Raw genomic sequence first — 22,069 nt, 5'->3', positions numbered from 1 at the left:
TAAAGGGAATATGAATGGAATAACGTTGATCGTTGCGCTTTTGCTTAATCAGAAATCAACCACAAGATTGCTTTTTGTTTTTTCGGCTGAAGTTCTCTAAAGTTTTTTTAAAAGTGCCTGTTCTTTTTCGCTATAGGTTTCTTGATTGTGGTGTAAGAGAGTTTCTTTTGTTGAAAGATCTTCTTTTGTGGCAATGTCTGCATAAAAAAAGTTTACGGGAACCTCTAGTTTTTGGGCGATTTCCAGTAAACATTTGGCACTTACACGGTTTAAGCCTTTTTCGTATTTTTGGATTTGTTGGAAACTGACGCTTAAATGGCATCCTAATTCTTTTTGGGAAACTCCCATTGCAATGCGTCTGTGATGGATTCTTTTGCCTATCAGAATGTCGATAAAATGTGGATTTTTAGTTGGCACTTCAAGCCCCCCCTCCGGTTGCGAGCGCCCTCGCATTGGTATTCCGGGAGTCTAAAAGTACTGAACTCGAATCAGTTTTTTTGCTTTTAGTGCTGGGAAGCACCTGGACATAGCAAAAACTCCCGGAATTCCGGGATATCCGCAAAAGTGGGTTCATTCTTATGTATCGAGGTTTCGGGCTTTCAGCTCCCTATTTGACCGCTGCGTATACGATCAAAAACACAGGTCAATTCATAAGGCAATTTCAGAAAATTGGCAAGAAAAATTAAAATAATATCAAAGACTATAAGATTGGGTACTTTTTAAAAAAGTGCGAAATATGGATTTTTGGTTGGCACTTCAAGCCCCCGCTGGGGGCGAGCGCCCTCGCATTGGTATTCCGGGAGCCTGAAAGCACTGACCTCGAATCAACATTTTGCTTTTAGTGCCAAAGCACCTAGACATAGCAGAATCTCCCGGAATCCCGGGACCCCCACAAAAGTGGGTTCATTTTACGCTAGGGTTTAGGACCCTTAATCCCTCTTGATCGTCGCGTATACGACCAAAATTACACTTTAAGTGATAAAGTAATTTCAGAAGATTGGCAAGAACAATCAAGAATTTTCTATTCTATTATGCTGTAAAACACTGCTCTTTTAGGGGGAGTGAAGAGCTAGAATATTTGAGGGCAGGGCTTGATTTGTTGAGCCTGATGAAGTGTTGTCGTTTGAGGGGGGGGTCTGAAGACTGTAAGGGTACTAGGCAAAAAGCTGGGTTCGTTTATAGACTATTGTTTATAGAGCGGTGCGGGGTGGTAAACCTTTCGTTGGTTTCGTTCTGTAAAGATGTAAAAACGTAAAAACGTATATCCGTAAAAGTGAAACGGAGGACTTATGGATTTATATATTGTGCGTGTTTTTGGTCACTTTGGGCTTTTGGGGGCGTGGAATGTGGTGCGAGGATTGGGGGGAAGTGTTTTCGTGAATGGAGGGAGACGTTTAGAGGAAGAGGGGTGTTCAGTTGTTAAGTGTGTGATGGGAGAGAAAAAGGGGGAATGGAGGATGAAGAGAGTGCGCATGGATAAGAGGAGAGTGTGGGTAAGGCGGGTGTTGCAAAGAGATGTGTGAAGGATGGCGGCTTAAGAAGATAGGGCTTGATTTGTCGAGCCTGACGAAGTGCTGTCGTTTGAGGCGTGGTTGGGTGTAAGCTTTATTTTGTGGGGAAAGCTGCTTTTTGACGTGGGATTGTAGATTAGTGCTGGTTGGGAATTTTCATTCTTTGAGACGTGGGCTGGAAGTCAGTGTACTAATATAGCAGATTTTGATCTCATAATTTTTACATTCTTTCTTTTTTTTAAGCAAATAAGCAAGAAAAATTAATATATTACTTGATATTGGTCTAAATGCTTATATCAAGAGGAGTATTTCTTTAAAAATTTTCACTTAACTTATTAAGCGATTTATTAGAATAAAAGACTCTTCAGAAGTTCATATCACCAATTGTATCGAAGGAAGTGTAACTTTAAGTGTAGAAAAGTTTAATATCGGATGGTTGATATGAATTTGTTTTTAAAAAAGAGTCCATTAGCTCTTTTTTGCTCTCTCTTTATTTCCAAAGTTGGTGATTATGCTTATGAAGTTGTTTTTATTTTACTGGTCTTAGAATTAACAGATAACACCTTTTTTACAGGTCTTGTGTATTTTTTTCGATTTATCCCTTTTCTCTTTTTTGGCCCTATAGGAGGTTGGTTAGCGGATAATTTTTCTTTGAAGAAAAATATGATCTTAAGTGAAGTTGTTAGATTATTAGCTTCATTGTTTGTTTTTATAACTTATATAACAGGTATGGCACATATCATTGTTCTTATTTTTGCAGCAATATGTACAACGATCGGAAGAAGTATTTTCCAACCAAGTTTTCAAGCTGCTATTCCCAGAATGTTTTCAATAAAAGATCTTACAAAGGCCAATAGCATTGCTCAAATTATCATGGAAACGGCAGCCGTCATTGGCCCTTTGGTTTGTTCCATACTGCTTTTTTTAGCAAATAAATCGGCAGTACTCATTTTTGATTTTTTTACCTATTTTATATCTATTATCATGTTATTTAATCTCATGAATTTAAATTCAAGCGAGAATAAATCATTCAATTTTATAAAAATTTATCGAGAAACAGCTTCATATCTTAAATATATTTCTACAGAAAATAATAATTTATTTATTACGCTCGTTGGATCGTCGTTTGCTATTCTCTTTACGGGTGCAATTTTAAGATTTTTAATTCCAGCTTTTGTTCTTTTTGTGGGGGGAGAGGAAAGCTTTGTGAGTTATATTTTTTCTCTCATGGCTGTTGGAACTATTGTTGGTGGTTTGTTATATAGTAAAATTATATTAAATATTACTTCGTTGAAGCTCATGATATTTTGGCTTCTTTATGGGGTTATTCTGTTTGTTATGCCCTTAGCTGCAGAAATTTATTTAAAATTCCTTCTCGTGTTAGCATTTGTTTTAGGATTTATTGGTGCCTTTGTGGATATTGGTTTAGTCTCAGCTATTCAATTATATTCTCGTCGTGAAGATTTTGGTAAGAGTTTTGGAACCTTTTCAACTTTAGCAAACTCTGCGGAAGCAATGTCTGGCTTTATTGCTGGACTTTTGGCTCTCGTGGGATTGTTAAGCTCTTTTTTAGCGATGTCCGCATTAATTATTTCCACGGGAATTATTGGCGTTGTAAAAATTAAGAAAAATAAAGAGTTAACACCTCTTAACACGACAGTCGATGACGACCATTGATATATTTGATATCTCCATGCCGTTTCTTTTTTTTTAAAGACGGTTTTGCTCATTATCTTATTCATGAGGTAAAAACACAGCTCTTTGAAGGGGGTGATCTGAAACGAATGAGTGGTCAGTGGTGGAAACTTGCTAGGCAAGCATTTGAATTCTTTACAGACCGTTGTTTATAGAGTGGTACGGGGTGGTGAACCTTTCCTTGGCTTTGTTCTGTAAATGTGGAGAAGCGTAAAAATGTGAATCTGTAAAAGTGAAGTGGAGGATTTATGGGTTCATATATTGTGCGTGTTTTTTGTCATGATATGGAGGGGTGAGAAGGATTGGGGGGAAGTGTCTTCGTGAATGGAGGGGAAATGAAGGGTGCTGTGCGTTGGTTTATGTAATGCAACACACCATGAAAGTAAGTATACATATACTATATGCTTTACATGTGTTTTTTCGTACTTTTAACATATATATTTTGTGTCTTAAACATAAGCTTTGAGTACTATGAGAGATGGTGGTCGTTTTTTAAACAAGCGAGAAAGTGATTAACTAATGCTTGATTGTAAAGCAGTATGTTGTTAAGGCTATTCTTTGAAAGGATGCTCTTATTTCTGGTGTAGGAGCTTCTCAGAAGAGAATACAATTTATAGGGGAAGTCTAGATGTCAAAATATTTATTTCCGTTGCCTCTTGTCTTGGTGGCTGGTTGTGCATCTATCAATAATTATTCATCAAGTTATGTTAGTCCAAATATTACGCAAGATGATATAAAATTAATTGCTAACGATTTTGTTCGTAATCTTAAAAAACCTTTACCGCCCGCTACAACAACACTTATTGTGAAAAAAAATAAAACAGAAGACAACTTTACTCCTGTATTTATTAATCTCTTGCGACGGAATGGATATAACGTGATCTATACAGATCAACCAAACAAACAGCAAAATGGTGTAATTTTGACTTATCAAATAACGCCAATAAAGACAGGTATCTTGTCTATGGTTTCTTATGATGAGGTTGGAGTAACGCGTTATTATTTCCGTACTTATAATAGATGAAACCCCTTTGCCGGTTTGTCTCAAAGAAGTAGATAATGAAGAAATGTATTTCAGGGGAAGTGTTGGGATTAAATTAATCAATAAAAATTTGCAGATGTGAAAATTACATATTCAGATGACAATTATCCGTCGTCTCGTTTACAATTTCAGTGTTGTAACGAAGAAAGATGTCGTTTTATCTGTTTGCAATCTTTCATGTTCTGTCTCAGTTATATAGCGCTTTTATCGTTTCTGTCTTATAGAAAATTACTTTCTGTTCTACGGCTCTATATGCCAATCTAATAGTCAGATCTAAACAATCAAATTCATATGAACTCTTTACAGAAATCTGTTGTTTGAGATTGTTGGAAAGGTGTTTTGTTTTTATCAAATTGTCGCGTGGTGGTTTGGGAGTTTCCTTTGGCTGCGTTTTGTGAAGATGTAAAAGCGTAAAAATGTGAATCTGTAAAATGAAGCGGAGGATTTATGGATTTATATATTGTGCGTGTTTTTTGTCATGGTATAATGATAAATCCATTGAGCACCCCTATCTTTACACTTATGAAGAAGCAAGCTGGGTATTATCATTATATTTGCTAGCCCCTAATGTTGTGACAGCTCTTGGAAAGGTTCATAAGAGCCATTTTTACTCCTTTCTTAATAGTTTTACACGGGCTCTCCTCGCTTTTAACGTGGAAGCGAATGATTTTGATTGATTCAACATGGGAGGGATTTGAAATGAGAGAATCTTACGATATTCGGAACTCTCAATCAATATAAATAATGCTAAATTATCATTATAAATCAATATATTGTTATTGTATGGAGTGGTGAGAAGGATTGGGGGAAGTGTCTTCGTGAATGGAGGAGAAAGTTGGGATGAAGAGTGCTGTTGAAGTGCGTTTTCTGGAGAAGAGTGTGTGGGGAATGGCTGTGAACAGATTGCAGAGCTGATGTGTAAAGAGATGTGAAGAGAGAAAAATCGTGGTGGGCGTTTATATTCTATGCGGAACTTAACAATTATAGTTGCATCTATATTTGTATGGGGGATATCCGTGAAATGGGTGTGAGAAGCATTGAGAGGTGTTTTTTTAGTAAGCGGGTGGAATGAGCAATACAATGAAATCCTATTTAGAGGGGAAATCCCATTTAGAGGGATACCTATTTAGGAAAAATCCTATTTTAGCTCTTGTTGTTTTAGACATTGTGTTTTGTATGAGGGGCATTTTGCAGGAAAAGTGTTTTGAGGGATGTGGCTCCCTTAAAGAAAAACACAAAAATATCAAAAGAAAAATATAAAAACTTGACAAGGTAAATGTAAAAAGGTATCATAATGATACAATCGGAATTGTGCGTTTAAATCAGAAGAGATCTTTGATAAGATTCTGTGAGAGAGGTGGGGATGTCTTTCCAAGGTTTTGGTGTTTTTATCCTATTTTGAAGTTTGTTATCCTATGATGTCGTAAACCGGTGCCTAAACCGTTTTTTGAGATGTGGTGGTATCAGGCGGTAAGGCTTTAGGCAGAGGGGAATATTGGCAACGGATGTCGATTGATGCGCTTTTGTCTAATCAGAAATCAACCACAAGATTGCTTTTTGTTTTTTCGGCTGGAGCTCTCTAAAGTTTTTCAAAAGTGCGTATTCTTTTTCGCTGTATGTGTCTTGATCGTGGTGTAAGGCATGTTCTTTTGTGGGAATATCTGCTGTTAAAAGGTCCGCATAAAAAAAGTTCATAGGAACCTCTCGTTTTTTAGCAATTTCGAGCAAACACCCCGCGCTTACACGATTTAAACCTTTTTCATATTTCTGGATTTGTTGAAAACTGACACCTAAATGGCTTCCTAACTCCTTTTGAGAAAGTCCCATTGAAAGTCGTCTATAACGGATTCTTTTACCTATTGAAATGTCATTAAAATGTGAATTTTTAGTTTGCACTTCAAGCTCCCCTCCGGTTGCGAGCGCCCTCGCATGAGTATTCCGGGAGTTTGAAAGCACTGAGCTCAGCCAGCCTTTTGCTTTTAGTGCTGACAAGCACTTGGACATAGTAAAAGCTCCCGGAATTCCGGGATATCCGCAAAGCGGGATAAATTTATGTACTGAGCGTTCGGGCTTTCAAATCCCTATTTGACCGTTGCGTGGACGATCAAAAACACAGAACTATCAATAAAGTAATTTCAGAAGATTGGCAAGAAAATTAAAATATTTTTTAGTCTGTTATACTGTAAAATAGGGATGTTTGGGGGCGGTAATCTGATGTTAGTAGGGTAAGTAATCTGATGTTAGTAGGGGAATTTATTGGGTAAGAGGTTGGATGATAGTTTAAAACCAGTGCGGGGTGGAAGCTTTATTCAGCAGAGGAAAATTTGCTTTTTGAAGTCGAATTGTAGATCAGAGCTTATCTGGCGTGTTTGATGAAACACCATTCTTTGAAGTGTGGGATAGCCATATGAAATAATCAGCAGGGAAATCTGATAGACGAGAAATCAGCTTGTTGACAGACCCGTGTTTACAGAACGGTGCGGGGTAGTGATTTGAGCGTTTCATTTGGCTGCGTTCTGTAATGATGTAAAAGCGTAAAAATGTGAATCTGTAAAATTATGCGGAGGATTTGGGCTTTATGTGGGCTCTTATCTTTTTGGGTGTGTCCCATTTTTTAATTGTTGAATGCTTGGCAAATTTTGTTGCTGATTTTTATGTCATTTTTTGTGTTTGAGGTTTTGGTTTCTCTTTAGTTGGAAGGAACATGATGATGGTAGATGAACATTGTCTTCCCTTACGTCGAAGAGGGCGGAAAAAAGGGGCTTTAAATAAAACAACAAAGCGATTTAATGAAGCTCTTTTGACAGCGGCGGAGCAGGCTGGATATCACTATGGTGAAGATGGGCTGGTGTCTTATCTTCAGTATCATGCTCTCAATAATCCCGTACCGTTTTTTTCGCTGCTGGCAAAAGTGTTGCCTCTTCAGGGGGCTGGAGAAGGGCAGGTTAAAACAGTTTCGCGTATTGAGATTGTACCAGTGAATGCAAAAAATAGTGAACCGGAGAAGTGTGATACTTCGATAACTGAGGCTTGAAGAAGGCGCTGTGATGTTTGGGCATTTACTGGAGAGCAGAATATTTTGGTGGGAGATATTTGGGCTTCCTACGTGGAGACGCCGGATTTTATGGGCGATGACAGAGGGGCGTGTGCTGAAGAGGTGATACTCGAGAGGTACAATGCTTAGGGGGCGTGGTTGTTATCTACTGTTTTGGATTTTTGTGAAGGTTTGGTCTTTTCTCGTTATTGAAGGTGTGGAGATATCAAAAACAGTTTCGCGTATTGAGATTGTACCAGTGAATGCAAAAAATAGCGAACCGGAGAAGTGTGATACCTCGATAACGGAGGCTTGTGATATTGAAAAATGTTAGGCTGAGGTGGGTGATGTGGGGTGATGTCTTGGAAGGGGGCTGCTTTGGTGATTGCCTATCTTGAGGGAATTGAAGCGGAGGCTATCGTGCTTGTGGGCGCTCGTGATACTGGGAAGGGGCTTTGGTGAATGATGCCGTAAGGGCCCGTGTGCTGGAGGGGATTTGGTGCAGGGTATTTGTGTGGTGGATATGGAACAGTGTTTTGATAGGTGAGGGCATGAAACTTGAGAGAAGTGTTATGCTTGCGGGATACATGTGTTTTGGTGGGGGTATCTTGGGGGATAGACAAGTGTGAGGATTGGTGATGCTTGAGAGGGCATGATATTGGAGGATATTGGGCTTTGGATATGCCCGAGAGCTATGTGCTGAGGCTATGATTTGGGTGGGGGATACCGTGCTTGTGGTTGGGGGATGACAGGCGCGGTGTTTGAGGGGCGGTGATGGGGGAAAATAGGGACCCCTTGGAGATAATGATCTTTGGGGGGATAGGGACTTTGGGGCGCATAGGTGTGGTCAAGGGGATCTCATGCAAAAAAGTGAAATTTATTGAATATTAGGATGAAGGAAGGTAAAGCGCTGCTTTTGAGAAGGGCGTTTTTCGTTCAATTGCTCTTTTCCTTCAATTGCTCTGGGATAATTAAACTTTGGATAAGCAAAAGAGTGAAGCGCAATTATTGCTAAAATATGAAAATTTATAATGACAACTGTTCAGAAAATTTCTCAAAAAATTGAGCAGAATACGGCTCAAGTGGCTCTTATTCCAAAGCTTATTCCTGTTTTTACTGGAAATGCCGATGTGCGAGCCGCTTGGGGAGGACGCGGTTCTGGAAAAACACGTTCTTTTGCTTTGATGTCGGCTGTTGTGGGATATCGCCATGGAATGGCTGGAGAACGCGGGATTATTCTTTGTGCACGGCAATTTCAAAATTCTCTTAATGAAAGTTCTTTGGAAGAAATTAAACGCGCTATCGAAGCTTATCCTTTTTTACAAGACTATTATGAAATCGGTGATAAATATATTAAGTCAAAAGATGGACGGATTGTCTATGTGTTTGCTGGGCTTGATCGCAATATCGCAAGTATTAAATCAATGGGGCGCGTTTTCCTTTGTTGGGTCGATGAAGCAGAGCCCGTGACTGAGACTGCTTGGCAAACACTTATTCCAACTTTGCGCGAAGAAGGAAAAGATTGGAATGCAGAATTATGGGTCACATGGAACCCGTGCCATGAAAATGCAGCCGTGGAAAAACGTTTTCGAAATGTCGATAATCCTCATATCAAAGGGGTGGAAATCAATTGGCGTGATAATCCGCAATTTCCTGAAAAACTCAATCGTGATCGAATGGACGATTTGCAGCAAAGACCAGAGCAGTATAACCATATTTGGGAAGGCGAATATCTCCAAGCTGTCCAAGGGGCTTATTATCAGAAATGTCTTCTCGAAGCCGAAATGGAAGGGCGGATTACCACTGTTCCACGTGATCCTTTGATGCAGGTGAGAATCTTTTGGGATATCGGGGGAACAGGCGCAAAGGCTGATGCTACCGCATTGTGGGTCGCGCAGTTTGTTGGACGGGAAATCCGAGTGCTCGATTATTATGAAGCCCAAGGTCAACCTCTCTCAGAACATGTGGGGTGGGTCTTTCAAAGGGGATATGAAAAGGCTCTTATGGTTTTGCCTCATGATGGCGCAACAAAAGATCGTGTCTATAATGTGAGTTTTGAAAGTGCTCTTCAACAAGCTGGTTTTCAAACCAAAATAATTCCTAACCAAGGAACAGGCGCTGTGAAAATGCGTATCGAAGCCGTAAGGCGGTTGTTTCCTGCACTATGGTTTAATCGTGAAACGACATGTGCGGGCAGAAAAGCGCTTGCTTGGTATCATGAAAAGCGCGACGAACAGCGCAATATCGGACTAGGCGCTGAACATGATTGGGCAAGCCATGGGGCCGATGCCTTTGGACTGATGTGTGTGGCTTATGAACAGCCAAATGCTAGAGCGCGAAAAAAACCTTATCGCTCGTTTCACCATTCTCAAACTTCATGGATGGCTTTTTAATGAATAGTTCTACAGATTCTTCTTTTAATCAAATCGAAACGCTTGAAAATCAAGCTCTCTTTAAAAAACTCGTGGGTTGGTATCAGGATGATATTGATCATGTCGAAAAATGGCGAAAAAATGCCCAAGAAGATTACGATTTTTATAATGGACGGCAATGGAATGAGCAAGACTTGGCTGTCTTGCACGAACAAAACAGACCGGTTATGACTTTTAACCGTATTGCGCCTTTAATTAATGCCGTGATTGGGGCTGAGCGCAATAATAAAAGGCAAGTTCAATTTATTCCACGACAAGAAGGAGCAGCCTTTGCAAACCAGATTTTGACAGGGGCGGCTGAGTGGTTTCGTGATGAAGCTGATGGGGAATACGAAGATTCCGATGCCTTCCAAGATGCTATTATTTGCGGAATGGGCTGGACAGATACACGCCTTGATTATGAACAAGATCCGCAAGGAAAACCAATCATTGCACGTTTAGACCCGATGAAAATGGTGTGGGATGCAAGTGCTGTCAAGTCTAATCTCATTGATGCACAACGCTTATGGTATATTGATGAAAAACCCCTTGCTGTGGCGCAGGAAATGTTTCCCCATGTTCATTGGAGTGACCTTAATGCTGATTGGGTTAAACATCAGAGTTTTTTACATTCAACCAGCGATGGGATGACACAAAGTTATCAGTCCGAGAGGGGGTATCAAGGAGAAGAGGGGAGTGGTTATCAACGTCCTAAAATGGTGACATTGGTAGAATGTCGCTGGTTTGAACGCGAGGTGGTTTATAAAGTTCTTGAGCCTCTAAGTGGAAAGTTTGTCGATTATTCAGAGCAGGATTTCCAAAATTTAAGCAAAACCTTTCCTCATGTTCAAGCAACAAGGTTGAACAGAAAAATTGTCAAACGGGCATTTTTAGGTAGAAAGCTGCTTGAAGCGCCTGATAAGCCTTTGGTTCCACCCAATCAATTGGGATGGGAGTGTATTACCGGTACTTTTGATAAGTTAAGCCGGCAATTTTATGGAATTGTGCGCCCTACAAAAGATCCGCAACGGTGGGCAAACAAATATTTTAGTCAAGTGATGCATTTGCTCAATAGCCAATCAAAAGGCGGAATTATGGCAGAGCGCGATGCTTTTGATGATGATCGACAAGCCCTCGAGAGTTGGGCTAGAGCCGATAGTATTACTTGGTTGAAAAGTGGGGCGGTGTCTGGGGGAAGAATCCAGCCTAAACCCATGGCACAATTTCCGCAAGGGTTTTTCCAATTGTTTAATGAAGCAAAGAGCGCTCTCGAACAGGTGACGGGGTTGTCTTCTGAATTTATTGGGACGCGAGCTGTCAATCAGCCTGGCATTCTTGAACAACAACGGCGACAATCGTCACTTAATCTTTTGGCTTCCTTTTTTGATGGGTTGCGTCGATATCGGCAACGACAGGGAAAAATTATTCTCTATCTTATTCAAAATTATCTGTCCGATGGGCGGTTGGTGCGTATTGCTGGTGATGAAAATGCCCAGTATGTGCCGCTGACACGCGAAATGGTGACAAGCTTGGAATATGATATTGTCGTGGATGATGCACCAACAAGTCTTAATGAAAAAGAGCGTACTTTTGCACTGATCATGCAATTGCTGCCTTTGATGCAAAATTTTACAACGCCTGAGATTATGCTCGATCTCTTACGCTATTCGCCTTTACCGGCTTCACTTATTCATAAAATTGCGATAAAGGCGCAAAACTCTTTTCAAGAAGAGCAAAATGCCTCAGCGCAGATGGGGGATAATGTGGGGACAGAGCAGATAATGCAGATGTTGCAGACAGCAAAGGCTCAACAATAGGACACTTTGTCATGCGTGACTTCTGATAAACGCCATATATCATAAATTGCTTATCGATTTTCGTAGTGCATGGGCTCCCTTTTCTTAAAAGACCTGTTTTATAGGGCAGTGTTGTTGGGGGAACGCAAGGTAGAGAGGGAGTCTTGCCCGTCATGTGGGGTGAACATGGTGGGGAATGCTGATGCTAAATGATGAGAGAGCATTGAGGGGATAAGTGCTTATGGGGCTGTTTTATCTGAAAAATTTTATTTTATTGTTAAAAAAAAGAGAAGGCTAATGTCATGGATCAAGAACACTTAACGCCGGCAGAACAAAACCAATTGAAACAAGATTTTCTGGTCTCAACACAAGAGGGAGAAAATGGTGAAATTGGAAGAGAAGAAAAAACTCTTGAAGATAATTTTCAAGGGCAAATGCTTCAACAACAGGACTCTTCGCAAGAGGCTGGAAAAGAGGTTCAAGGGGGCGAAGATGCTGCGCCAGATCCGCAAAAAGACTTTATGGGCTATATGCAATGGTTGGGAAAAACACTCCAAAAACAAGGGCTTGTACATGAAAAACAACAACCTTCTCTGGCTCGCGAAGCAGAACAGTTGCATGCGTTTTTTCAGCAGTCTGTTGCCAGTGTTAAACAAAAGCATCATGATTTTGATCAAGCAGCTGATTTTATTTATGAAACACGGGCTAAACAATTGGCAGCTTGTGCTTCGCTCTATCCTGAGATGGCAGATCCCAAAAATATTGATGCGTTGATTGGTGATGAATTGAAGCAGATCTTGCGCGATTGTGCGCAAAAAAATCAAAATCCGGCTGAAGTGATTTACTCTATTGCACAAAAAATTGGCTACACAAATGTTCCCAATAACATGGGTGAAAATTTACAGGAAAGACACAATTCTGCACGTACTCTTGCTGCTTATAACGGCTTGACGCCAAATGGGCCGATTTCTTTGGATATGCTTGATAAAATGTCAGAAGCAGAGTTTAGCGCTTGGGTTTCTGATCCTAAAAATAAAGCCGCTTTTAATCGTTTAATGGGGGGAAGAGAATTTTAAAAACAAGAATGTGGCAGGTGTTTTTTTCGGGAACGTTAAGAGGCTTTTGGCGCAGGAGAATGCGGGGGAGTGTTTTTTTCGGGAACGTTAAGAGGCTTTTGGCGCAGGAGAATGCGGGAGAGTGTTTTTTTCGGGAATGTTAAGAGGCTTTTAGCGCAGGAGAATGCGGGGGAGTGTTTTTTGCGGGAACGTTAAGAGGCTTTTAGCGCAGGAGAATGCGGGGGAGTGTTTTTTGCGGGAACGTTAAGAGGCTTTTAGCGCAGGAGAATGCGGGGGAGTGTTTTTTGCGGGAACGTTAAGAGGCTTTTAGCGCAGGAGAATGCGGGGGAGTGTTTTTTGCGGGAACGTTAAGAGGCTTTTAGCGCAGGAGAATGCGGGGGAGTGTTTTTTGCGGGAACGTTAAGAGGCTTTTAGCGCAGGAGAATGCGGGGGAGTGTTTTTTGCGGGAACGTTAAGAGGCTTTTAGCGCAGGAGAATGCGGGGGAGTGTTTTTTGCGGGAACGTTAAGAGGCTTTTAGCGCAGGAGAATGCGGGGGAGTGTTTTTTGCGGGAACGTTAAGAGGCTTTTAGCGCAGGAGAATGCGGGGGAGTGTTTTTTGCGGGAACGTTAAGAGGCTTTTAGCGCAGGAGAATGCGGGGGAGTGTTTTTTGCGGGAACGTTAAGAGGCTTTTAGCGCAGGAGAATGCGGGGGAGTGTTTTTTGCGGGAACGTTAAGAGGCTTTTAGCGCAGGAGAATGCGGGGGAGTGTTTTTTGCGGGAACGTTAAGAGGCTTTTAGCGCAGGAGAATGCGGGGGAGTGTTTTTTGCGGGAACGTTAAGAGGCTTTTAGCGCAGGAGAATGCGGGGGAGTGTTTTTTGCGGGAACGTTAAGAGGCTTTTAGCGCAGGAGAATGCGGGGGAGTGTTTTTTGCGGGAACGTTAAGAGGCTTTTGGCGCAGGAGAATGCGGGGGAGTGTTTTTTGCGGGAACGTTAAGAGGCTTTTAGCGCAGGAGAATGCGGGGGAGTGTTTTTTGCGGGAATGTTAAGAGGCTTTTAGCGCAGGAGAATGCGGGAGAGTGTTTTTTGCGGGAACGTTAAGAGGCTTTTAGCGCAGAAGAATGCGGGGGGATTTCTCACAGCACGGATGTGGTGAGGAGAGCTCTTATAAGGGGGAGGCAGACGCTAACAGAAATTAGATAAAACTCACAAACAACCTATTCACCATTTGAAATGAAATGTGGTGTTTTAACAACCGGCGCTTTGCCGGGTTTTTTATGTCAATAAAACTTTTAGAGGACAAAATGACTGTAACTTATATCGGACTTAATGACCCAATGGCAGTGCGCACATGGTCTAAATTACTAAACCAAGAAGTCTCAAAAGCACTTCCAATTGCACCGTTGATTGGAAATGATTCAAACAGTATCGTACAATTAAAAGATGAAACCACGAAAGCAAGTGGGGATGCTATTAGCTTTAATTTGCGTGTGCAGTTGCTAGGCGATGGGGTGAGCGAAGGGCAGACATTGGAAGGCAATGAAGAAGCTTTACAGTTTCTCAATGATCGCTTAGCAATTAATGAGCTCGTTCATGCCGTGCGTGTCAAAAATGAGGGGACGATTGATCAACAGCGAATTCTCCATGATTTGCGCACCGAGGCAAAAAATGGTTTGGTTGATTGGTATGCAGATCGTCTGAGTATGATGTTCTTCATTCAAGTGTGTGGTTATACCGCAAAAACAATTAACTTTGAGGGACGCACGATTACTCTTAAACCAGTTCATTATGGGTTTAATGCACCAACGGCACCAACCAATAAACGCGTGGTACGTCCTAACGATAAAGCAAAAGATGAGGACTTACAAGAAGGCGATTTTTTTGATCTCAGCTTGATTGATAAAGCTGTCGAACGGGCTAAATTGGCAAATCCTAAAATTAGACCCGTGCGGATCGATGGGGAAAATGTCTATGTGCTTTATCTACATCCAACCCAAGTGACGCAATTGCGAACCAATACTGATGCGGGGCAATGGCTCGACATTACCAAGGCAATCTATAGTGGAAGTCGTATCAAAAATCCGCTCTATGATGGATCTTTGGGCATGTATAATGGTGTGGTTTTGCGCGAAGCTGAACATATTACCGAAGGGGTCGAATCTGGGGCGGCAAATAAAGCTGTACCAAATGTGCGGCGGGCTGTTCTGCTTGGTGCGCAGAGTGCTGTAATTGCTTTTGGTAAAGATCGAGGGGCGACACGCTATAAATTGGTGGAAGAACTCTTCGACTATGAAAGAGAATTCGGGGTTGCGGCAAAAACCATTATTGGTATGAAAAAAACTTGCTTTACCTTGCCAGGAAGTACGCAAGGGGCTCAGGATTTTGGCACTATTGTCATCCCAACTTATGGAGCACCCGCTTAAAGCGAATGTTTGCTCTCTTCCCCCAACAAGAGGGATCTGTTGGGGGAAAAATTTAAAATGCTTCCAGAAACAAGGACAGGCTTATGACCACTTTATCCACTGATCCCCAAAATCTAAACCTTACACATTCAGACCATTCTAAAACTTTTGCTTATATGGTCGCGCTTATTCAAGATGAAATTGATGATACAACAGCGGAATATTCCCTGCAAATTCAAGATTCAATTTTTACGGCTTTGCGTTTGTGTGAACGCGAACCCTTTTTCTTTAATGAAAAAAGAGAAAGGACGTTTAAAACACAGAGTGGTAAAACATGGTATGGGCAAGAAGAGGGGGTTTTTATTGAAGCAGAAAAGAGTTTGGAGGGCGTCTTTTTAGTAACAAAGAATGCAACACCAACAAAGTTGTTCTTTAAGCCCTTGGAAGTGTTGCATCAACAATATGGTATGCATCCTGCGCTAGGAACGCCATTCTTTTATACGTACCTTGATCAAAAAATAGGACTCTTTCCAACACCAGAACATGTGGAAACTGTACAGCTTTCTTATGCTCCTGTTCATTTTGCCGATGAACAGCTGAAAGAGGATGATAACCCTTGGTTGATTTATGCTTTTGATCTTATTAAAGCACGGGCAAAATATGAACTTTATAAAAATATCCTTAAAGATTCTGAATATGCCGCCGTTTCTTTCAGAGATTTTCAAGAACAGCTTCAAGCTTTGCGCATTGAAACATCGCGCCAAAAAGGTTCTTCAAAGATTCGCCCAATGCGTTTTTAAAAAGTTCATTTCAAATCGTTTATGGCTGGCGTTGAAGGTTGGTTTGGCACTGATGGCTGGTTTGTCACTTATGGCTGGATTTGCGCGTTGGGTGTTGATGGTGAAGGGCTGGTGGATGGCGTTGGGGTGGCCATTATTTATGGTATCGTTTTTTTTTGGTGCGTTAAACAACTTGAGGTTGTTTATTTTGTTGAATTTTATGCCTTTAGAGTTTTTAGGGCTTTTGTGGTTTTTTATCCATAAGCCTTGGTATTTTGAATGGCACTGAGCTTTTCAAAGATTTTATGGGGGGGCTCTTGATGGCTCTTTCCCCCGTCATTGTGGGGGGGGGTGATTTGCCGGGCAGTTGATTTTGGTTTGGCGCTGGTGGATGGTGTTGGGGTGGCCATTATTGATGGTATCGTTTTTTTTGGTGCTTTAAACAATCTAAGGTTGTTTATTTTGTTGAATTTTATGCCTTTAGAGTTTTAAGGGCTTTTGTGGTTTTTTATCAATAAGCCTTGGTGTTTTGAATGGCACTGGGCTCTTCAAAGATTTTATGGGGGTCTTGATGGCTTTTTTCCCAATCGCTGATTATCGACCCGATGTGGCGGATATCAATGGAATTTTTACCGATGAACTTGTTAATGTGCTCCCGGCGGATGGCTCCTATATCCCTATGCCAAGTTTTGAACCTTTATCAGAGCCTTGTCCGGAGCCAATCTTAGGCACTCTTGCGGTTAAAACAAAAAATGGGGTTTCTATTATTGTCGGGACAAGAGATAAAATCTACTTACTTGATAATACAACAATGAACTGGAAAGATATTAGCCAAAAAGGAAAATCTTATCTGGCTAATGTTGATGCTCCGTGGTCTTTTGCTTTGTTTGGTGATTTTATCATTGCTGTGAATGCCAATGATAAACCACAAGTGATTGATATTAATCATGATAAAACATTTAGAAATTTAGGAGGAAATCCACCACAGGCAGGGATTGTTCGAATCTGGGGAGATTTCGTTTGTTTGATGAAATTAACTGAGTATCCAAGACGGGTTCATTGGTCTGGATTAAATGATGCTGAATTTTGGACCGTGGGAAAAAAAAGTTGTGATTATCAAGATTTTCCTGATGGCGGATTCGTCCAAGGGGCAACCGAGACAACAAATCCAATTATCTTTATGCGTTCTGCAATCTATGCTGGTTCTTTTATCCCTGGCTCTAAGATTATTTTTAGTTTCCAAAAAATCCACGATAAACGAGGCGCAAAAAATGCTGAATCAATTGTTTGTAGAGGCGATTTAGCATTCTTTGCCGATGAGGGCGGGTTTTATCAAATAACAAATGAGGGACAGATTATACCCATTGGGTTCGAAAAAGTCGATCGAACGATGACCGCAAAATCAAGGAAGGATAATCTGTACACTCTGTCTGCTGCTATCGATGGGGTGTATAATCGTGTTTATTGGATGGTTGATTCTGATGAGAACCTTCATAAACGTATCTTGCTCATTTATGATTGGGGATTGCAAAAATGGACAAAAGCTCTCGTCGATATCAAAATGATATTGCCTATTTTCTTAGCAGGAACAACCCTAGAAGGTCTTGATTTTGTGACTAAGAATATTGACGATTTGTCCTTTTCTCTCGATAGTAAAGCTTGGAAAAATGAATCGCCTATTCTGGGGGCATTTGATCAACAGGGGAGACTGGGTTCGTTTTCTGGGGGTCCTATGGCTTGTGTCGTGACATCACAAGAAATGGGGCAGACAAATGGCATGATAACACGGGTGAAAAATATTATGCCTCAAGTCAATAGTGGAAAGTTTTATTTGTCTGTGGGAATGCGCTTTCGACAATCTCTTGAAGAGGAAACTGTTTGGTTGCCAGAAAAACAGCCCTCTTATAATACTGGACAAATTCACTGTCGTGCAAGGGCACGGTTTTATCGCTTTAAATTGCGTATTCCTGAAGGGGTGAATTGGACTCATGTCACTGGATTTGATGTGGAATTGACGCGGGCCGGCATGCGATAGGCATGCCCTTTTGTAATATCATGCGATAGGCTCAAGCCTCTATTATTAAAGAACAAATGCCCCATAGGCTTCCCAAACCTTTATAAACAAAGGCACAATGCGATAAGCTGTGTCTTTATAATATGAAGAACAAGGTGGTGCGTTATGTTTCATGCTTTTCTGCGATAAAGGAAAATAGGCTGCACCATGGTTTATTTTTATAAAGAAAAAAGTTCCCTCTTTGTTGTGACAAAGGGATGATGGGGCTTTTTTCTTTTATTGTGCGGGGGGCATGGAATGCGTGAAATGCGTAGACGGAATGTTATTTGAGGGGAGATGAGTGACAAAGCTAAAAGAGCTAAAATTATGATACAAGAGAGTCAAGATTTATATTCTGCTCATCTGACAGAGCAGTGGCCATGGGAAAAAATAGCTCCCTATCAAGAGGCTCTCAATGCTGCATTGAAAAAATATGTTCAGCGCTTTCCGGATGATGTTTGTCTGGAAAAAATTGCTGAAGAAATCGCTACAGGACAAGCACAATTGTGGCTGGTCTTAAAAAATAAAATCCAATTTAGTGCTTTTGCAATTACCAAAGTTGAAATAACCCATACGGGAAAAAAATGCGTCGTTCTCTCTGATCTTGCTGGAGAGGGAGGGCTGAAATTGGTCAAATTGATTGATGAAGTCGAAAAATGGGCGCGAACAATTAATGCTGAAGAAATGCACATGTTTGGAAGAACTGGATGGGCGAAAAAGCTCGCTCATCACGGATATTCTCGTAATCTTATTCAATATAGAAAGGTTCTGAACCCATGAGTAGAAAAACCACACCTCAAGTGCAGACAACAACACAAACAAATGCTCCACCTGCTTGGGCGGCTGATATTCTTAAACAAGCCAGTGCTGATGCACTTGGACTTTATAATAAAGGAATTGGCGGAAACGTTTATCAGGGAGACAGAGTCGCTGGTCTTAGCAATATGACAAAAAATGCGCTGACCGGTTTACAACAAGCAGCAGGGCTCTATAACAATCCAACGGTAACGCAATGGTTGAATGCACCAACCAACAGCGCTACAAATCTTTCCGGTATGGCTAAGGGAAGCTGGATTGGAAGCAATAGTAAATTTAATACTGCATTGCAAAATGCTCTGAATAAAACGTCCGATGCAATTAATCAATCGATGTCGGGAGCAGGACGTTATGGCTCTGGGGCTCATACTGGTGTGCTGGCCGATGAGTTAGGCGCCTTGGCAACAAATGCTGCAGCACAGCAATATAATCAAGATATTAACAATATGATGAATGCAAACCAGATGATTGATCGCTCTCAGAATGATCAAGTTAATGCGGCAAATAGCTATTATCAAGGACAGAGTAACGTGCAAAGCAATGCTTTGAAAGGGGGCATGATTCAAGATATAAACCGTCAAAATGTCTTAGATGCTGAACGCCAAAAATGGTCAGAAAAAGATAATCAAGATTGGAACCGATTGCAAAGCTTGTTACAGGTAGGGACACAGGCTGCTGGAAATTACGGAACGACTTCAGGAAAATCCACGACAATGCCTTCTGTGACAAAAGATCCATTGCGTGATGCGCAGCAAGTACTTGGATTGGTCGGAGGAATTTTAGGGCTTTGTGATGTGAGAGCAAAAGAAAATATTATCCCTGTGGGGCAGAAAAAGGGATATCCACTTTATACCTTTAATTATAAGGGAAATCCACAACGTTATCAGGGCGTTATGGCGCAAGACGTGTTGCGTGTGAACCCTGAAGCTGTTTATGTCAATGCGAAAACAAAATTATTGCATGTTGATTATGACAAAATAGGCCTGAAAATGGAAAAAATGAAAATGGAGAAAATGCCGGCATCTAAAAATAAAATTGCGGCTTTCTTTTCTTCATTTTTTGCTCGTTTTCCCTTTTTGAATAAAGAGTATCTTCTATGAGTTCGATTTATGATTGGTCAATTGTTGCATCAGAAAATGCTTATGTCGACGAGAATATAAACTGGGCAGAAGGGCAACCGCCAAGCACAGTCAATGATAGTGCTCGCGCTATGATGCAACGCATCAAAGAATATTTGTTGGATAATGGGGGCGGGATTGAAACACAGTTTACTGTCGATGTGAAAAATGAGAGAACGTCACTTCGTTTGGCAACAAAGTCTTTTTTTGAGACTTATATGGATGGCATTGTTGTGCGCTTTAAAGCACAAGGCGTCAACAGAGGAATAACAAATATTTCTTTAAATCAATTGCCGCCAAGACCAACTTATATGGCAACGCCAGAGGGTATTATGCCTTTAAAGGGCGGGGAAATTCAAAAAGGGGGGCTTTATGAAGTCGTCTATACGCGTGATATTGCCGGAAAAAATGCTGATGGCTGGTTTTTAACCAATCCTACTATAAAACTTCCTGAAATTCCGCCCTTTCCTCCTTTACCGGAAACGTTTTCTTCTGGATTTATCGGGACTTTTGCTACAGAAAAAATACCCTCTGGATGGTTACTGTGTGATGGTAAAGAATATTCGCGAAGGAACTATGCCAATCTCTTTGCTGTTCTGGGAGAAACATGGGGAAAAGGAGACGGGAGAACAACATTCAATGTTCCCGATTTGCGTGGAATGTTTTTACGGGGGCTCGATAGTGGAAAAGAAATTGATAAAGGACGTCGCTTGGGAAGCCGACAAGAAGAGTCTTTTCAATCCCATACCCATGAGGGAAAAACAGATTCAACAGGTAACCACCAGCATAGTTATCCAATGTTTGACAAGCTAGTTTGGGATATGAATCACGGTGAATATTATAAAAATCTGGCTCAAGTTTACAATAAAGATCGGTTAACGAAGGCTGCGGGAGAGCATGAACATAAGGTCTTGTTGCAAAAAACAGGGGGGGATGAAACACGCCCCGTCAATATGGCGGTGGTTTATGCCGTCAAAGCCTGAGAATGAAAGCTGTGTGAGAGAAAGATAAAAATGCTAAAATGTTTGTTATGAAAAAAAGTCTTATTGAATATAAAGTCTTATAGAATATATTGTGCAGAAAGTTTTGAGGCGCTTTAGAAAAAAACTCAATTCTCTTTATTATTTTATTTTTTGTGCTGCCTTTGTTGGATGTGTAACGGTCAGTTTGCCTATTGTTCTTTAGAGGATCAAGACAGTGATTATTGAAGGTAGAGGGAGAACAAAAAAACCTTCTTTATTCATGGCGTTTTTTACTGAGGAATAAAGATTTTATCCCAAATGCCTCTCTCTTGTGGTGTCGTGATCCATTATTTCAAGTGCTGGGTTTAAAGCGCTGCTGTGCGATGACAAAAAACCCATGGGTAAAATTTATCCTATTATACCGTAAAACACCGTCATTAAAACACTATTATTGAAGGTGGTTATATCAGTAAGATAGCTTAAAGTATTTAATACATTAGCAATTGTTTAGAGAAGGATTTGCTTGGTTAAGTATTATGCAAGTGAATCATATAAGTGAGCAGCAGACGGAATCCTTTCAGAAGAGTTGGATTGTTTACAAACCGATGTGGGCTAAAATCTTCGTCCTTTTAGGTGGTGGAAAGAGGTCAACGGATATGTTTATTTAAAGCGAGAAAAGGCAAAATGGAGCGCTTTCTTTTTTGGCAAAGCGTTTAGGAAAAAAGGGCTCTTTGCTTTCAAAATGGTCGCACTGTTTTCAAAATGGGTGCACTGTTGGCAAGAGCAGCAGGTTGGCGATGCGTTGTAGTACATGGTGAGGCATTGAACTCTCTTAGATGGCATTTTGTGCTTATCAGGCAACTTCTTGAAACAGAATGAGAGTGATACGAGAAAATCTGTAAGACAATAGTTTATCCCATTGTGTTGTAAAATAATATTGTTTGAGATGCGGTTAAAATTTTATGCATGGGATGCCTTTCGTCTGTGCGTACTCTTAAAACAGCTTTTTTTGTAGAATAACTCTAGACAAGGCTGCATTACAAGGTTGCATTACAAGGATGCCTTTGAAAGGGGAAGCTGAGTCAAATCCGTTAGATAAGAAGCCAGATTGTTAACAGACTGTTGTTTATCGATTGGCATTATTTAAAGACCGGTGGGGGTGGCTTTGTCCTTTTGGGGAAAGCTGACACAGCATGCAAGGCGATCATGCATTTTTCTTTGGTTTCAGCTGGTAAAATCATCATTTTAGGTGGAAAACAGAATATAATCTAAAAAAATACCTTGTAAAAATTTTCGATGAGGAAATTTTTTTCAAAAGCCTTTCACATGATTGTCTGAGATTGTCTGAGATTGTCTGAGATTGTCTGAGATTGTCTGAGATTGTCTGAGATTGTCT

General features: G+C 40.8%; 17 protein-coding genes and 1 pseudogene. 16 read left to right on the top strand and 2 right to left on the bottom strand.

Annotation, left to right across the window (positions count from 1 at the left end):
- Positions 1-44 precede the first annotated feature (44 nt).
- Positions 45-417: pseudogene (locus tag ACFIKN_RS07540) on the bottom strand (helix-turn-helix domain-containing protein).
- Positions 418-1,289: 872 nt separating this feature from the next.
- Between ACFIKN_RS07540 and ACFIKN_RS07535 the strand changes: the two are divergent.
- The 3 genes from ACFIKN_RS07535 (at position 1,290) to ACFIKN_RS07525 (ending at position 4,230) form a co-directional block, all read left to right on the top strand.
- Positions 1,290-1,523, top strand: a complete 234-nt coding sequence (locus ACFIKN_RS07535) for a hypothetical protein (protein WP_375658166.1) — start codon at positions 1,290-1,292, stop codon at positions 1,521-1,523.
- 429 nt (positions 1,524-1,952) lie between these two features.
- Positions 1,953-3,188 carry an MFS transporter gene (locus ACFIKN_RS07530; protein ID WP_375658172.1) on the top strand — a complete coding sequence of 412 codons (1,236 nt, stop codon included), beginning with the start codon at positions 1,953-1,955 and terminating at the stop codon, positions 3,186-3,188.
- A gap of 646 nt (positions 3,189-3,834) precedes the next feature.
- A complete protein-coding gene (locus ACFIKN_RS07525) occupies positions 3,835-4,230 on the top strand; it encodes a hypothetical protein (RefSeq protein WP_375631420.1) in 396 nt (131 codons plus the stop codon).
- A 1,545-nt stretch (positions 4,231-5,775) separates the two neighbouring features.
- On the opposite strand, the gene ACFIKN_RS07520 is transcribed toward ACFIKN_RS07525, so the two are convergent.
- The gene (locus ACFIKN_RS07520) at positions 5,776-6,144 is read right to left on the bottom strand and encodes a helix-turn-helix domain-containing protein (protein WP_375658171.1); all 369 of its coding nucleotides are present in this window, start codon (positions 6,142-6,144) and stop codon (positions 5,776-5,778) included.
- 811 nt (positions 6,145-6,955) lie between these two features.
- Between ACFIKN_RS07520 and ACFIKN_RS07515 the strand changes: the two genes are divergently transcribed.
- The 13 genes from ACFIKN_RS07515 to ACFIKN_RS07455 all read left to right on the top strand — a co-directional run bounded on the left by ACFIKN_RS07515 (position 6,956) and on the right by ACFIKN_RS07455 (position 20,694).
- Complete coding sequence (locus ACFIKN_RS07515; protein WP_273791298.1) at positions 6,956-7,282, top strand: hypothetical protein; 327 nt, start codon at positions 6,956-6,958, stop codon at positions 7,280-7,282.
- 184 nt (positions 7,283-7,466) lie between these two features.
- A complete protein-coding gene (locus tag ACFIKN_RS07510; protein WP_375643514.1) occupies positions 7,467-7,616 on the top strand; it encodes a hypothetical protein in 150 nt (49 codons plus the stop codon).
- A 697-nt stretch (positions 7,617-8,313) separates the two neighbouring features.
- Positions 8,314-9,675, top strand: coding sequence for a PBSX family phage terminase large subunit (locus ACFIKN_RS07505; protein WP_273791300.1), 1,362 nt, complete (start codon positions 8,314-8,316; stop codon positions 9,673-9,675).
- Positions 9,660-11,510 (top strand): portal protein, encoded by a 1,851-nt coding sequence (locus ACFIKN_RS07500; protein WP_375654315.1) that lies wholly within the window; start codon positions 9,660-9,662, stop codon positions 11,508-11,510. The genes ACFIKN_RS07505 and ACFIKN_RS07500 overlap by 16 nt, the downstream gene beginning before the upstream one ends.
- Positions 11,511-11,791: 281 nt before the next feature.
- On the top strand, positions 11,792-12,565 hold the full coding sequence (locus tag ACFIKN_RS07495; protein ID WP_375658165.1) for a hypothetical protein: 774 nt from the start codon (positions 11,792-11,794) through the stop codon (positions 12,563-12,565).
- A 1,282-nt stretch (positions 12,566-13,847) separates the two neighbouring features.
- Complete coding sequence (locus ACFIKN_RS07490; RefSeq protein ID WP_375631414.1) at positions 13,848-14,966, top strand: N4-gp56 family major capsid protein; 1,119 nt, start codon at positions 13,848-13,850, stop codon at positions 14,964-14,966.
- 83 nt (positions 14,967-15,049) lie between these two features.
- Complete coding sequence (locus tag ACFIKN_RS07485) at positions 15,050-15,745, top strand: hypothetical protein (protein WP_375658164.1); 696 nt, start codon at positions 15,050-15,052, stop codon at positions 15,743-15,745.
- A gap of 21 nt (positions 15,746-15,766) precedes the next feature.
- A complete protein-coding gene (locus tag ACFIKN_RS07480; protein ID WP_375658163.1) occupies positions 15,767-15,988 on the top strand; it encodes a hypothetical protein in 222 nt (73 codons plus the stop codon).
- 87 nt (positions 15,989-16,075) lie between these two features.
- Complete coding sequence (locus tag ACFIKN_RS07475; protein ID WP_375658162.1) at positions 16,076-16,216, top strand: hypothetical protein; 141 nt, start codon at positions 16,076-16,078, stop codon at positions 16,214-16,216.
- Positions 16,217-16,295: 79 nt separating this feature from the next.
- The gene (locus ACFIKN_RS07470) at positions 16,296-17,759 is read left to right on the top strand and encodes a hypothetical protein (protein WP_273791307.1); all 1,464 of its coding nucleotides are present in this window, start codon (positions 16,296-16,298) and stop codon (positions 17,757-17,759) included.
- A 345-nt stretch (positions 17,760-18,104) separates the two neighbouring features.
- The gene (locus ACFIKN_RS07465; RefSeq protein ID WP_375654313.1) at positions 18,105-18,557 is read left to right on the top strand and encodes a hypothetical protein; all 453 of its coding nucleotides are present in this window, start codon (positions 18,105-18,107) and stop codon (positions 18,555-18,557) included.
- The gene (locus tag ACFIKN_RS07460) at positions 18,554-19,693 is read left to right on the top strand and encodes a tail fiber domain-containing protein (protein ID WP_273791309.1); all 1,140 of its coding nucleotides are present in this window, start codon (positions 18,554-18,556) and stop codon (positions 19,691-19,693) included. Before ACFIKN_RS07465 ends, ACFIKN_RS07460 begins: the two co-directional genes overlap by 4 nt.
- Positions 19,690-20,694 (top strand): phage tail protein, encoded by a 1,005-nt coding sequence (locus ACFIKN_RS07455; RefSeq protein WP_375658161.1) that lies wholly within the window; start codon positions 19,690-19,692, stop codon positions 20,692-20,694. Before ACFIKN_RS07460 ends, ACFIKN_RS07455 begins: the two co-directional genes overlap by 4 nt.
- Positions 20,695-22,069 lie beyond the last annotated feature (1,375 nt).

Origin of the sequence: Bartonella sp. CL436QHHD (assembly GCF_042195105.1) — a bacterium.
GTDB lineage: Bacteria > Pseudomonadota > Alphaproteobacteria > Rhizobiales > Rhizobiaceae > Bartonella.
The sequence above is the reverse complement of the archived record's forward strand: the minus strand, read 5'-3'. Positions and strand labels throughout refer to the sequence as shown.

What these genes read in the sequence shown, in the direction of transcription:
- ACFIKN_RS07535 (WP_375658166.1), top strand. Translation starts at nt 1,290, where the DNA reads ATGGATTTATATATTGTGCGTGTTTTTGGTCACTTTGGGCTTTTGGGG.
- ACFIKN_RS07530 (WP_375658172.1), top strand. Translation starts at nt 1,953, where the DNA reads ATGAATTTGTTTTTAAAAAAGAGTCCATTAGCTCTTTTTTGCTCTCTC.
- ACFIKN_RS07525 (WP_375631420.1), top strand. Translation starts at nt 3,835, where the DNA reads ATGTCAAAATATTTATTTCCGTTGCCTCTTGTCTTGGTGGCTGGTTGT.
- ACFIKN_RS07515 (WP_273791298.1), top strand. Translation starts at nt 6,956, where the DNA reads ATGATGGTAGATGAACATTGTCTTCCCTTACGTCGAAGAGGGCGGAAA.
- ACFIKN_RS07505 (WP_273791300.1), top strand. Translation starts at nt 8,314, where the DNA reads ATGACAACTGTTCAGAAAATTTCTCAAAAAATTGAGCAGAATACGGCT.
- ACFIKN_RS07500 (WP_375654315.1), top strand. Translation starts at nt 9,660, where the DNA reads ATGGATGGCTTTTTAATGAATAGTTCTACAGATTCTTCTTTTAATCAA.
- ACFIKN_RS07495 (WP_375658165.1), top strand. Translation starts at nt 11,792, where the DNA reads ATGGATCAAGAACACTTAACGCCGGCAGAACAAAACCAATTGAAACAA.
- ACFIKN_RS07490 (WP_375631414.1), top strand. Translation starts at nt 13,848, where the DNA reads ATGACTGTAACTTATATCGGACTTAATGACCCAATGGCAGTGCGCACA.
- ACFIKN_RS07485 (WP_375658164.1), top strand. Translation starts at nt 15,050, where the DNA reads ATGACCACTTTATCCACTGATCCCCAAAATCTAAACCTTACACATTCA.
- ACFIKN_RS07480 (WP_375658163.1), top strand. Translation starts at nt 15,767, where the DNA reads ATGGCTGGCGTTGAAGGTTGGTTTGGCACTGATGGCTGGTTTGTCACT.
- ACFIKN_RS07470 (WP_273791307.1), top strand. Translation starts at nt 16,296, where the DNA reads ATGGCTTTTTTCCCAATCGCTGATTATCGACCCGATGTGGCGGATATC.
- ACFIKN_RS07465 (WP_375654313.1), top strand. Translation starts at nt 18,105, where the DNA reads ATGATACAAGAGAGTCAAGATTTATATTCTGCTCATCTGACAGAGCAG.
- ACFIKN_RS07460 (WP_273791309.1), top strand. Translation starts at nt 18,554, where the DNA reads ATGAGTAGAAAAACCACACCTCAAGTGCAGACAACAACACAAACAAAT.
- ACFIKN_RS07455 (WP_375658161.1), top strand. Translation starts at nt 19,690, where the DNA reads ATGAGTTCGATTTATGATTGGTCAATTGTTGCATCAGAAAATGCTTAT.